We start from the raw sequence: 12,701 nt of genomic DNA on the forward strand, positions 1-12,701 counted from the left end.
TCCCAAGCGCCATCGCAATTGTCTTCGCAAGAACCGACCCAGATGAAATCGCCCGATATGCTGTCCCCCCATCCGCCGGGGCAGGAACCCTCCGCGCGGCCCTCGGCCAACCGCCTGCAGCAATGGATGCAGGCTGCGGGCAACCGTCTTGAGGGCCTGCCGCGCGGCCCGCGCCGCGTGGTGCAATGGGCCATCCTGCTGTTTGCCACGCTGCTGGCCCTGCTGATCATTTCGGTGCCGCTGGATTTCGCCGCACAATGCGTCTTCGCCATCGGCTGCTTCGCCGCCGCGCTGGTGCTGCGCAAGCAGTCGGGACGCTTCCCGGTGCTGGTGCTCATCACGCTCTCGCTGACCGTCTCGATGCGCTACATGTACTGGCGCATCAGTTCCACACTGGCCTTCGAGAGCTGGCTGGACATCGTCTTTGGCTATGGCCTGCTGGCCGCCGAACTGTATTCGCTGCTGGTGCTCACGCTGGGCTACCTGCAGACCGCCTGGCCGCTGCGCCGCAAGCCGCAGATGCTGACCATGCCGCCTTCCGAGTGGCCGACGGTGGATGTCTTCATTCCCTCCTACAATGAATCGCTGGACATCGTCTCGCTGACCATCTTCGCCGCGCAGGCCATCGACTGGCCGCAGGACAAGCTGCGCGTGCACGTGCTCGATGATGGCCGGCGCGAGGAATTCCGCGAGTTCTGCGACAACATCGGCGTGAACTACCTGGTGCGTTCCAACAACCATCACGCCAAGGCCGGCAACCTCAACGAGGCGCTCAAGGTCACCGATGGCGAATTCGTGGCCATCTTCGATGCCGACCACGTGCCGACCCGTTCCTTCCTGCAGATCTGCCTGGGCTGGTTCTACAAGGACCCCAAGCTGGCCATGCTGCAGACACCGCACTTCTTCTTCTCGCCCGATCCCTTCGAGAAGAACCTCAATACCTTCCGCTCGGTGCCCAACGAGGGCGAGCTTTTCTATGGCCTGGTGCAGGATGGCAATGACCTGTGGAACGCCGCCTTCTTCTGCGGCTCCTGTGCCGTCATGCGCCGCACTGCCCTGATGGAGATCGGCGGCATCGCCGTGGAGACCCTGACCGAAGATGCCCACACGGCGCTGAAGATGAACCGCGCCGGCTACAACACCGCCTATCTCGCCATCCCCCAGGCCGCCGGCCTGGCCACCGAGAACCTGGCGCGCCACATTCGCCAGCGCGTGCGCTGGGCACGCGGCATGGCGCAGATCTTCCGCGTCGACAATCCGCTCAAGGGCAGGGGACTGCGGCTGGGCCAGCGGCTGTGCTACCTCAATGCCATGCTGCACTTCTTCTATGGCCTGCCGCGCCTGATCTTCCTGACCGCGCCGCTGACTTACCTGTTCTTCGGGGCCCACATCTTCCAGGCCTCGGCGCTGATGATCACGGCCTACGTGCTGCCCCACGTGCTGCACGCCAGCCTGACCAACTCACGTATCCAGGGGCGCTTCCGCCACTCTTTCTGGAACGAGGTCTACGAGACCGTGCTGGCCTGGTACATCCTGGGGCCGGTGCTGCTGGCGCTGGTGAACCCCAAGCTGGGCGGCTTCAACGTCACCGACAAGGGCGGCATCATCACCGATGACCACTTCGACTGGAAGCTGGCGCGTCCCTACATCGTGCTGCTGCTGCTCAACGTGGCGGGCCTGGGCTTCGGCATCTGGCAACTGATCCATGGCGACCCCAATGCGGTCACCACCATCCTCATCAACATGGCCTGGACGCTCTACAACGTCATCATCGCCAGCGCCGCCATGGCCGTGGCTTCCGAAACCCGCCAGGTGCGCAGCGAGCCGCGCGTGGCCGCCGAACTGCCGGTGCGCATCAAGCTCGACGATGGGAGCATCATCGAGGGCAAGACGCTGGACTTCTCGCAGAAGGGCATCGGCCTGCGCCTGCCGGCCGGCGCCAGCATCGCGCGCAATGCCCGCATCGAGGTGACGCTGTTCCGCAATGCGCAGGAAAAAGTTTTCCCTGCGGTCGTGGTGTTCAGCCGCAACGACATGGTGGGCGCGCAGTTCCACGAACTGACGCTGCGCCAGCAAAGCGAACTGGTGCGCCTGACCTTCTCGCGCGCCGACATCTGGGCCAACAACTGGGGCAAGAGCCGTCCCGATACTCCCCTCAAGGCCTTGCGTGAAGTGGCCGGCATCGGCATGAACGGCGTGAGGCAATTATGCAAGGCCACGCTGCTGCAGTTGCGCCACTGGCGCAGCGCGCGGCGCGCGCCTGCTCCCGCAGCCCCGGCAGCCACTGCGCCTGCTCTCGACAACACTCTGGAAAAACAATAATGAAATCCAAGGCTTCACAAGCGCAACGACTCCGGTTGCGCCAGCGTTCCCTGTGCCTGATGCTGGCCGCCGCGATGACCGCAGGCAGCCTGCCGCTGCCGGTCCTGGCCGCATCCCAGGCGGCCTCGCCGATTGCCGCAGCCACGCCGGGACAGCCCGCAGCGGTGCCGGTGGCGGGCGACCCTTACGTCTTCAGCTTCAAGCAACTGGGCCGCAACGGCTCGATGAACCTGCATGGCGTGGATGCCACCGACAGTGTCAACTTCGACGTGCCGGTCTCGCTGGTGGCCACCGGTGCGCATGTGACGCTGTATTACACGTATTCGCCGGCGCTCCTGCCGGACCTGTCGCAGATCAACGTGATCGTCAACGACGTGGTGGCCGGCAGCATCCCGTTGCCCAAGGAAAGCTCGGGCAGCATGCAGACGGCCAAGGTCGAGATCCCGGCCAAGCTCATCACCGAATTCAACCGCCTGAGCCTGCAGTTCATCGGCCACTACACCATGGGATGCGAAGACCCCTTGCATTCCAGCCTGTGGGCGCGCGTGGCCAACGGCTCCACGCTGGACCTGGAGACTACGGCACTTCCTCCCAAGGACGACCTGGCGCTGATGCCCTTGCCCTTCTTTGACCGGCGTGACATCCGCATGCTGAGCCTGCCTTTCGTCTTTGCCGGCAATCCCGACAACGGCACGCTGGAAGCTGCCGGGTCGCTGTCGTCCTGGTTCGGTGCGCTGGCCGCCTATCGCGGTGCGCGCTTCCCGGTGCAGGTCAATGCCTTGCCCCCGCGCGGCAATGCGGTGGTGATGGTGGCCGGTGAAGCCGCGGCCACTGTAGCCGGCGTCGCCGTGCCCGCACCGAAGGGACCGACCCTGACCGTGCAGCCCAATCCCAATGATGCCAACGGCAAGCTGCTCATCGTCTCCGGCCGCAACGTGGCCGAACTCAAGCAGGCCACTGCTGCCCTGGCCCTGGGCGGCAAGGGCCTCTCGGGCAGCTCGGTGGTGATCGACAAGCTGCAGCCGCTGACCCCGCGCCAGCCCTATGACGCGCCCAACTGGCTGCCCACCGACCGTCCGGTGAAGCTTTCCGAACTGATCGATCCCAAGCGCCTGAACGTGTCCGGCTACAATCCGGGCGAGATCACCATTCCGCTCAACTTCCCGCCGGCACTCTCCAGCTGGCGCCAGGATGGCGCCAAGCTCAAGCTGGTGTATCGCTATACGCCGCAGCCCAAGTCGTCCAACTCGTCCTTCATGGTCAGCCTCAATGATGGCCTGATCAAGTCCGAGGTGCTGCTGCCGCAGGACAAGCTGGAGAAGAGCCTGCTGGCCGCCATCAAGGATGAGGCGCTGACCCGCGAGATGAACGTGCGCCTGCCGCTGAACCTGGCCGGCCCGCAATCGCGCCTGCAACTGCGCTACATGTATGACTTCGTCAAGCAGGGCGAATGCCAGGACATCATCATCGACAACGTGCGCGGCAGCATCGATCCGGAATCCACCATCGACCTGCGCGGCTACGACCACTTCATGGCCATGCCCAACCTGGGCGTGTTCAAGGATGCCGGGTTCCCCTTCACGCGCATGGCCGATCTTTCGGAGTCGGCCGTGGTGCTGCCCGACAATGCCAGCGCCGAGGACCTTGGCGCCTACCTGTCGCTCATGGGCCGCTTCGGCAGTGCGACCGGCTATCCCGCTACAGGCGTGGCAGTGACCCAGGCGGCGACGGTGGACAAGGTCGCCTCGCGCGACCTGCTGGTGCTGGCTTCGGGCCAGAACCAGCCCCTGCTCAAGCAGTGGGCCGATCGCCTGCCGGCCGCCGTGACGGGCGACAAGCAGCGCTTCGAGCTGGCCGACCTGACCCTGCGCGTGCGCAGCTGGTTGAAGCTCGATGACGACGATGCCGCCAAGCGCCGTGCGCGCTTGTCGCTGGCGTTCTCGGGCGGCGAGCCGACCTCCTACCTGACTGGTTTCGAGTCGCCCCTCGACAGTGGCCGCAGCGTGGTGGTGCTGGCCGGTGGCGATGCCACGGGCCTGGACCAGATCCTGGCCGCCATGGCCAGCAAGGACCCCGAAGCCGAGACCATCCAGGGCAGCCTGGTGGCCGTGCGTGGGACGGTCATTGATCCGCTGTTGGCCGAGGAGAGCTACTTCGCCGGCAGCATGTCACCGCTGCGCATGCTGCGCTGGTGGCTCTCGCGCCATGTGCTGGCCATGTTCGTGCTGATCGGCGGCGGCATCCTGCTGCTGGGCGGCCTGGCCTACCTGACCCTGCGCGCCAAGGCGAGGAAGCGTCTCAATGCCTGACCTGCCGTTCCAACCCTTGCGACGCAACGTGTTCAAGGCCATGGCCGCACTCGCGCTGGGCGCCGCCGCTGGCACCGCCAGTGCCGCGCCGTCAGCTTGTGCAGCCGCTGACTGGCCTGCCTGGCAAGCCTGGGCCAGTGCCCATGTGCAGCCCGATGGCCGGGTCCTGCACTCCAGCCTGCTGCCCAATCACACGACCTCCGAAGGCCAGTCCTACAACCTGCTGCTGTCCCTGATTGCCAACGATGCGCAACGCTTCGAGCAGATCTGGAGCTGGACCCGCGACAACATGATGGCCGCCGACGCCGCCAACCGCCTGCCCGGTTGGCTGTGGGGGCAGGGCGCCGATGGCAAGTGGCAATTGCAGGATGCCAATTCGGCCTCGGACGCCGACCTGTGGATTGCCTATGCGCTGCTCGAAGCGGCGCGCCTGTGGCAGCGCCCGACCTATCGCAGCGATGCGCTGCGCCTGATCGAAAGTATTGAAGCGCGCCTGGTGGTGGACCTGCCGGGCCTGGGCAAGATGGTCTTGCCGGGACCGCAGGGCTTCAGCCAGCGCAACCAGGCCTGGACGCTCAATCCGAGCTACCTGCCGCTGCCGCTGCTGCGCCGCTTGCACAAGGAGCGCCCCAAGGGCCCCTGGCAGCAGGTCGCCAGCAACACCGTGCGCATGATCCAGGCTACCAGTCCCAAGGGCTATGTGGCCGATTGGGTCGGCTACAAGATGAGCTCGGTGCAGACCGGGCAGTTCATGGTCGATCCGGCCAAGGGCGAGCTGGGCAGCTATGACGCCATCCGCGTCTACCTGTGGGCCGGCATGACCTCGCCGCGCGACCCCGACGCCGCCCCCTTGCTGGCGGCGCTGGACGGAATGCGGCAGGCCATCCTGGCCACCGGTGCCGTCCCCGAGAAAGTGAAAGTCACCACCGGTGCCGCCGAAGGGCAGGCACCGTTCGGTTTTGGTGCGGCGATGCTGCCTTACCTGCAAGCCAAGGGCGAGGCCAAGCTGGCCGCGCTCTGGCAAGCCCGCGCCGCGCAGCAACTGGAGAGCGGATTGACGCAGCCTGCGATGCAGCCGGAAATCCTTTACTACAACGTCATGCTGGGCCTGTTCGGAATCGGATGGGCGGAGCAGCGATATCAGTTCCGCGATGACGGAACACTCAATCTGTCCTGGGAGAAGTCATGCGTACGCGCCGTACCACGCTAGCCATCGGAGTGCTCAGCGCACTGCTGGGCGCATCGGCCGCACCGGCCCTGGCCGCGCCTGCGGACCTGCAGTCCCAGCTGGTGGAGCAGGGCCAGTACTGGCAGGCGCGCAACAACAACCAGCGCGCCGCCGAGGTCTGGCAGAAGGTGCTGCAGTTGGACAATGCGCAGGTCAATGCCCTGTACGGCATGGGCCTCATTGGCGTGAAGCAGAACAAGCCGCAGCAGGCCAACCAGTACTTGGAACGTCTGCAGGCGCTCTCGCCGCAACCCTGGCAAGCCGCTCAGCTGATGCAGGACATCGCCCTGGCCCGTCCGGAAAACCAGGCCCTGCTGGCCGAAGCGCGCCGCCTGGTCGATGCCGGCGAGCGCGACCGCGCCACCGATACCTTCCGCAAGATGTTCAATGGCCTCACGCCCTCGGGCACGGTCGGCCGCGAGTACTACAACAACCTCGCCTTCAACGATGCCAGCTGGCCGGAAGCGCGCAAGGGCATGGAACGCCTGCTGCGCGAAACCCCCGGGGACAGCATCCTGGCGCTGTTCTACGGCAAGCAGCTGGCGCGCCATGAAGACAGCCGCGTGGAAGGCATCCGCGTGCTCTCGCGCCTGACCAAACAGACCGACATCGCCGGCGACGCCGATGAAAGCTGGCGCCTGGCCCTGACCTGGCTGGGTCCGCCGAGCCCGGCGCAGGCACCGCTGTTTGAAGAATTCCTCAAGGTCCATCCGGACGACAAGGACATCCGCGACCTGCTGGCCAAGGGCCGTTCGCAAGTCGCCTCCGCACAGCAGCCCACGGTGCTCTCGCGTGGCCTGCAGGCCTTGGAAAAGGGCGACCTGCAGGAAGCCGAGAAAGCGTTCCAGGAGCGCCTCTCCAGCCATCCCGATGAAACCGATGCGCTCGGTGGCCTGGGCGTGGTGCGCCAGCAGCAGAACCGCCTGGCCGACGCCGAGCCGCTGCTGGCCCGTGCCGTCGCCAAGGGCGGCAGCGGCTGGAAGAAGGCGCTGGAGAGCGTGCGCTACTGGCTGCTGATCCAGCGTGGCCGCGAACTGCAGGCCCGCGGCCAGACCCGCCAGGCGCAGGATGCGCTGACCCAGGCGCTGCGCCTGGATCCGAAGAACACCGACGGCCTGGTCGCCATTGCCGACATCGAAGCCACGGCCGGCCAGTTCGAGGCCGCCACCGCGCACTATCGCCAGGTGCTGGCGGCGCAGCCTGCGCAGGTGGGCGCCATTCGCGGACTGGTCAACGTCCTCTCGCAGACCGGCCACGCCGATGAAGCGCTGCGCCTGCTCGACAAGCTCACCCCGCAGCAGCAGGCCGAGTTTGGCGACCAGGGCCGCCTGCGCGCCTTGCGTGCGACCCAGCAGGCCAACCTGGCCGAGCAGCGCGGCGATCTCAATGCCGCGCTGGATGCGCGGCGCGAGGCGGTGCGCAACGATCCCGACAATGTCTGGACCACCTTCGACCTGGCCCGCCTCTACATCAAGGCCGGCCAGTCGCGCCAGGCGCGCGTGACCATCGACGACTTCACCCGCGAACATCGTGACAACGTCGATGCGCTCTACGCCAGCGCCTTGCTGTCGGCGGAGATGGAGCAGTGGCAGGATGCGCTCGATACCCTGCGCCGCATCCCCGATGCCCGTCGTACCGCAGCGATGACCGATCTGTATCGCCAGGTCACGCTGACCATCCAGGTCGGCCATGCGACTGAACTGGTCAAGACCGGCCAGCGCCAGGAAGCCCTGGCCCTGCTGGACCGCGTGCAGGGTGAAGCAGCCGGCAGTGCCGAACGCACCGGCACGCTGGCCTCGGCCTATGTGGATGCGGGCGATACCCCGCGCGCCATGGCGCTGATGCAGCCGCTGGTCTCCCCGCCGGCTACGCCCACGGCCGCCACGCGCCTGCAATACGCCTCGGTGCTGCTCAAGGCTGGTGAAGATGCGCAGGTCTACAGCGTCCTTACGGCCTTGCAAAACCAGAACATGGATGTGGCCACGCGCAAGCAGTTCGACGACCTGCGCTATCTCTACCGCGTGCGCCAGGCTGAACGCCTGCGCGAGGGCGGCGACCTGGCGGCGGCTTACGACACGCTGGCCCCGGCGCTGTCGCAGCGGCCCACCGATGTCGGCGCTCTCTCGGCGCTGGCCCGCATGTTCAATGCGGCCGGCGACAATGAGCGCGCCCTGGCGCTCTACAAGCCGCTGGTCCAGCGCAACCCGCGCGACGTCAACGTGCTGCTGGGCGCGGCCGATACGGCCATGCAGGCACGCGAGAACAGTTACGCCCTGGGACTGCTGGATCAGTTCGGCAAGCTCGAGAGCAGCGACCCCGCGACCCTGACCGAAGCCGCCCGCCTCTACCGCGCCCTGGGGCGCGTGGGCGAAGCCACGGCCCTGCTGCGCAAGGCGGTGGCCATCGAAAACGGCGCACGCCAGCGCAGCCTGGCCGCCCAGGGCAACGGTTTCGATCCGGCCATCAATCCCTTCCGCACCCAGCGCCGCCTGCCGGGCAACGAGAACGTGGCCGCCATTCCGCCACCGGCGGAAACCTTGCTGCGTCCGGCCGTCATGACCGCAGCCGCACCGACGGCGGCCGACGTGCTGCCGATGCCGGCAGCGGCCCGTCCGGTGGCTGCACCGGCCACCCCGGCGGTGGCCTACGGCCAGGCGCTGGGCCCGGTCTTCAGCAATGCCAGCCCGGCCCCGGCGCAGATGGTGCAGGCCCCCCAGCCAGGCTCGGCCCGCGCTTATGCGCAGCAACCTGCGGCCGCGACCACGGCCTTGCCGGGCGCGGCGACCGCCGCCCAGCGCGCGCTGCTGGCGCTGCAAGGGCAGGGTGGCCTGCCGGCCGACAATCTAACGCCGGCGCAGCGCGCCCTCAACGACATCCTGCAATCCCGCAGTCCCTACGTCACGCAAGGCGTGGTGGTGCGCGGTAACGCCAGCGAATCGGGCCTGAGCCGCATCAACGACATCGAAGCCCCGCTGGAAGTGAACATGCCCGTGGGCAACGACCGCGTGGCCGTGCGCGTGACGCCGGTGTCGCTCGATGGCGGCACCCTCACCGACGAGGCCGCCAGCCGCTTCGGCGGCGGCGGTGCCAGTGCCACCGGCATTGGCAAGCAGAGCGTCAGCGGAGTCGGTATGGCCGTGGCCTATGAGCGCCCGGAAGATGGCATCAAGGCCGACATCGGCACCACGCCCAGCGGCTTCAAGTATTCCAACGTGGTCGGCGGCGTGAGCGTGGAGCAGCCCGTGGGCGGCAGCAGCACCAATCGCTTCGGCGTGAACCTGTCGCGCCGTGCGGTCAACGACAGCATCACCTCCTTTGCCGGCAGCACCGATCCGCGCATCGGCCGCTCCTGGGGCGGCGTGACCGCCAACGGCGGCCGTGCCGAGATGAGTTCGGATGATGCCCAGACCGGGGTCTACGCCTATGGCGCCCTGCACAGCCTGCAGGGCCGCAATGTCGAATCCAACACGCGGGTGGAACTGGGCGGCGGTGCCTACCAGTACCTGGCCAACGGCAACGACGAGAAGATGACGGCCGGGGTCTCCGCCACCGTCATCAGCTACGCCAACAACCAGAACTTCTACACCTATGGCCACGGCGGCTACTTCAGCCCGCAGGCCTACCTGGGACTGGGCGTGCCGGTGACCTGGGCCAAGCGCACCGACCGCTTCAGCTTCCAGCTCAAGGGTTCGGTGGGCATGCAGTATTTCCGCCAGGACGGGGCCGATTACTTCCCCACCGACGCCGCCCTGCAAGCGGCCAGCGGCAAGACTTACGCGCAGCAGACCAAGACCGGCATCGGCTACAGCCTGGAAGGCAGCGGCGAATACCGCTTCGCGCCGCGCCTGTTCGTGGGCGGCACGCTGCGCCTGAACAATTCGAGCGACTTCCGCGAACTCAACGTCGCCATGTACTTGCGTTACACCCTGGAGAACATGCAGGGCAGTTTCCTGACCTTGCCGGTCAGCCCGTATCGTTCGCCGTACTCCAACTGACTTGATTGAACATTTTTTGATAGAGAGATTGCCATGGCAGCTGCATCCATTCTCGCTGGTCTGAGTATCCTGGTCCTGGGCGAAAGCCACATGAGCCTGGCCGACCACCTCACCGAACCCTTGAACGCCAAGCTGGTCCAGATGGGCGCCAAGGTCCACTCCATCGGCGCCTGCGGCGCCAGCGCCGGCGACTGGCTGACCACCAAGAAGGTCGACTGCGGCGCCGAGCAGATCGACAACGGCAAGATCCAGATCAAGGGCCGCGATGCCAGCACCACGCCCATCGCCGAACTGATCGCCAAGGACAAGCCGGATCTGGTGGTGCTGGTCATCGGTGACACCATGGCTTCTTACGACAAGCCGGCCTTCCCCAAGGCCTGGGCCTGGCAAAGCGTGACCAGCCTGACCAAGGCCATTGCCGCCACCGGCGCCAAGTGCGCCTGGGTCGGCCCGGCCTGGGGCAAGGCTGGTGGCATGTACCAGAAGAACGATGCGCGCACCCAGCTGATGTCGCAGTTCCTGGCTGCCAACGTGGCGCCCTGCACCTACATCGATTCGCTGGCCATGTCCAAGCCGGGCCAGTGGATCACCACCGATGGCCAGCACTTCACGGTGGCCGGCTACAAGTCCTGGGGCTCGGCCATCGGCGATGCGCTGGGCAAGCTGCCGGCCGATGCCGTGAGCGCCAAGGGAGCCAAGAAATGAGCGTGCTGCGCGCACTGACCGCAAGCGCCGCCCTGCTGGGCTGCGCGGGAGCGATGGCCGCTGACATCCCGCTGTATCCGACCGGCCCGGCCGAGGATGCCGCCTTCATCCGCTTCATCAACGCCACGCCGGACGCACTGCAAGTGGTGGCCCAGAAGGGCCAGCCGCCGCTGAAGCTGGAGGCGGCCAAGCCGGTCTCGTCCTTCTTCCCCGTGCAGGCCAAGTCCACCATCAAAGGCACCCTGACGGTGGCCGGCAAGAGCCTTGAACTGGGTGTGCAGGCCAAGCCGGGCGAGTTCGCCACGGTGGTGGTGCTGCCGGACGCCAAGGGTATCCGCCAGGTCACGGTGCAGGACAATCCGGATGATTTCAATGGCCTGAAGGCCTCGCTGGCCTTCTTCAATCTGGACGCTTCCTGTGCCGCCGCCGCCCTGCGTCCGGCCGGCCGCAATGCCGACCTGTTCAAGGGCGTGGCACAAGGCAGCCTGCAGCGCCGGTCCATCAATCCGGTCAAGCTTTCGGTGCAGCTGGTCTGCGGCGGCGCCAATACCGGCCCGGTGCTGGACCTGGGCGAACTGAAGGCGGGTGAGCGCTACAGCGTCCTGCTGCTGCCCTCGGCCAGCGGTCCGCGCTTGCTGGCAGCGACCGACAAGCTGGCCAACTGATCGATTCACGCTGACTTACGCTCCCTGACGCCGACTGCACCACGCCATGGTTTTTGCCTCGCTTGAATTCCTGACGCTGTTCCTGCCGCTGTTCCTGCTGGTCTATGCCCTGGCGCCGCAGCGCGCACGCAATGGCGTGCTGCTGGCGGGCAGCTGGCTGTTCTATGGGTGGCTGAGTCCCCTGTTCCTCTCGCTGCATGTGGTGCTGACCATCGTAGCCTGGGTCGGCGGCCTGCTGGTGGACCGCGCCCGTGCGCGGGAAGAAGGGCAGGGCAGCCTGCGCCGTCCCGCGCTGCTGATCGCGCTGGTGGTGTTCAACACGGCGGTGCTGGTCTGGTACAAGTACGCCAACATCGTCGCCGCCACCGTGAGCGAAATCATGCAGCACTATGGCGCCATGCCGCTGGCGTGGCAGAAGGTGGCGCTGCCGGCGGGCCTGTCCTTCATCGTGCTGCAGGCCATTTCCTACCTGGTGGACGTGCATCGCCGCACGGTGGCGGTGGAGCGCAGCTTCGTCAATTACGCCACCTACATCTCCATGTTCGGCCACTCGATTGCCGGCCCCATCATCCGTTATGACTGGGTGCAGCGCGAGTTGCGCGAGCGCTGGTTCAATTGGGAAAATTTCTCGCTGGGCGCACGCCGCTTCATGGTCGGCATGGCCATGAAGGTGCTGGTGGCCGATACGCTGTCTCCCTTGGTGGATGCAGCCTTCCACCTGGAGCATCCGACCCTGGTCGATGCCTGGATCGGATGCCTGGCGTATTCGATGCAGCTCTTCTTCGATTTCTCCGGCTACAGCGCCATGGCCATCGGCCTGGGTTTGATGCTGGGTTTTCACTTCCCCGAGAACTTCAACCATCCCTATCTGGCCGGCAGCATCCAGGATTTCTGGCGGCGCTGGCACATCTCGCTCTCCAGCTGGCTGCGCGATTATCTCTACATCGGCTTGGGCGGCAATCGTCACGGGGTCTGGAAGACTTATCGCAACCTGTTCCTGACCATGGCCATCGCCGGTCTCTGGCATGGCGGCGACAGCTGGAATTATTTGCTGTGGGGGTCGGCCCATGGCGTGGCGCTGTGCATCGATCGCGCGTGGTCGCGCTCTTCGCTGCCCTCCATTCCGTCCTGGCTGGCGCATGGTCTGACGCTGCTGTTCGTCTGCCTGGCCTGGACCCTGTTCCGCGCGCCGGATTTCGCCACCGCTGCCACGATGTATGCGGGGCAGTTCGGCTTGCATGGCACGGGCCTGAGCGACGCGCTGGCCGTGATGCTGCGGCCGGTGCAGGCACTGGCGGTCCTGCTGGGCCTGTTCTGGATCGTCGCGCCGCTGTGGCAGGCGGCGCTGGAGGCGCGCTGCGGCCAACGCACGGCCTATCTCTGGTTCGTGCGCGCCTGGCCGATTGCCGCCTTCCTGCTTTCCTTTGCACTGATCGCCAGCCGCGAGACCGTGCCCTTCCTTTACTTCCAGTTCTGA

The 12,701-nt window shown here is 66.5% G+C and carries 7 protein-coding genes; all 7 read left to right on the top strand.

Features of this window, described 5'->3' with window-relative positions; genetic code table 11:
* Positions 1–42 precede the first annotated feature (42 nt).
* The 7 genes from bcsA to ACLRDN_RS06275 are packed head-to-tail and all read left to right on the top strand — an operon-like array spanning position 43 to position 12,701.
* Complete coding sequence (gene bcsA / locus ACLRDN_RS06245) at positions 43–2,322, top strand: UDP-forming cellulose synthase catalytic subunit (RefSeq protein WP_413459429.1); 2,280 nt, start codon at positions 43–45, stop codon at positions 2,320–2,322.
* The gene (gene bcsB / locus ACLRDN_RS06250) at positions 2,322–4,631 is read left to right on the top strand and encodes a cellulose biosynthesis cyclic di-GMP-binding regulatory protein BcsB (protein ID WP_413459430.1); all 2,310 of its coding nucleotides are present in this window, start codon (positions 2,322–2,324) and stop codon (positions 4,629–4,631) included. Before bcsA ends, bcsB begins: the two co-directional genes overlap by 1 nt.
* A complete protein-coding gene (gene bcsZ, locus ACLRDN_RS06255; protein WP_413459431.1) occupies positions 4,624–5,841 on the top strand; it encodes a cellulose synthase complex periplasmic endoglucanase BcsZ in 1,218 nt (405 codons plus the stop codon). Before bcsB ends, bcsZ begins: the two co-directional genes overlap by 8 nt.
* The gene (locus tag ACLRDN_RS06260) at positions 5,817–9,854 is read left to right on the top strand and encodes a cellulose synthase subunit BcsC-related outer membrane protein (protein ID WP_413459432.1); all 4,038 of its coding nucleotides are present in this window, start codon (positions 5,817–5,819) and stop codon (positions 9,852–9,854) included. The genes bcsZ and ACLRDN_RS06260 overlap by 25 nt, the downstream gene beginning before the upstream one ends.
* A gap of 33 nt (positions 9,855–9,887) precedes the next feature.
* Positions 9,888–10,559: an SGNH/GDSL hydrolase family protein gene (locus ACLRDN_RS06265; RefSeq protein WP_413459433.1), complete on the top strand. Its 672-nt coding sequence runs from the start codon at positions 9,888–9,890 to the stop codon at positions 10,557–10,559.
* Positions 10,556–11,224, top strand: a complete 669-nt coding sequence (locus tag ACLRDN_RS06270; protein WP_413459434.1) for an alginate O-acetyltransferase AlgF — start codon at positions 10,556–10,558, stop codon at positions 11,222–11,224. The genes ACLRDN_RS06265 and ACLRDN_RS06270 overlap by 4 nt, the downstream gene beginning before the upstream one ends.
* A 46-nt stretch (positions 11,225–11,270) precedes the next feature.
* The gene (locus ACLRDN_RS06275) at positions 11,271–12,701 is read left to right on the top strand and encodes an MBOAT family O-acyltransferase (RefSeq protein WP_413459435.1); all 1,431 of its coding nucleotides are present in this window, start codon (positions 11,271–11,273) and stop codon (positions 12,699–12,701) included.

The sequence above is a fragment of the Herbaspirillum huttiense genome (assembly GCF_047300815.1).
Taxonomy (GTDB): Bacteria; Pseudomonadota; Gammaproteobacteria; order Burkholderiales; family Burkholderiaceae_D; genus Herbaspirillum; species Herbaspirillum huttiense_A.

Bases quoted from the DNA above. Each gene is read 5' to 3' on its own strand.
- bcsB (WP_413459430.1), top strand. From the start codon at position 2,322: ATGAAATCCAAGGCTTCACAAGCGCAACGACTCCGGTTGCGCCAGCGT.
- bcsZ (WP_413459431.1), top strand. From the start codon at position 4,624: ATGCCTGACCTGCCGTTCCAACCCTTGCGACGCAACGTGTTCAAGGCC.
- ACLRDN_RS06260 (WP_413459432.1), top strand. From the start codon at position 5,817: ATGCGTACGCGCCGTACCACGCTAGCCATCGGAGTGCTCAGCGCACTG.
- ACLRDN_RS06265 (WP_413459433.1), top strand. From the start codon at position 9,888: ATGGCAGCTGCATCCATTCTCGCTGGTCTGAGTATCCTGGTCCTGGGC.
- ACLRDN_RS06275 (WP_413459435.1), top strand. From the start codon at position 11,271: ATGGTTTTTGCCTCGCTTGAATTCCTGACGCTGTTCCTGCCGCTGTTC.
- bcsA (WP_413459429.1), top strand. From the start codon at position 43: ATGAAATCGCCCGATATGCTGTCCCCCCATCCGCCGGGGCAGGAACCC.
- ACLRDN_RS06270 (WP_413459434.1), top strand. From the start codon at position 10,556: ATGAGCGTGCTGCGCGCACTGACCGCAAGCGCCGCCCTGCTGGGCTGC.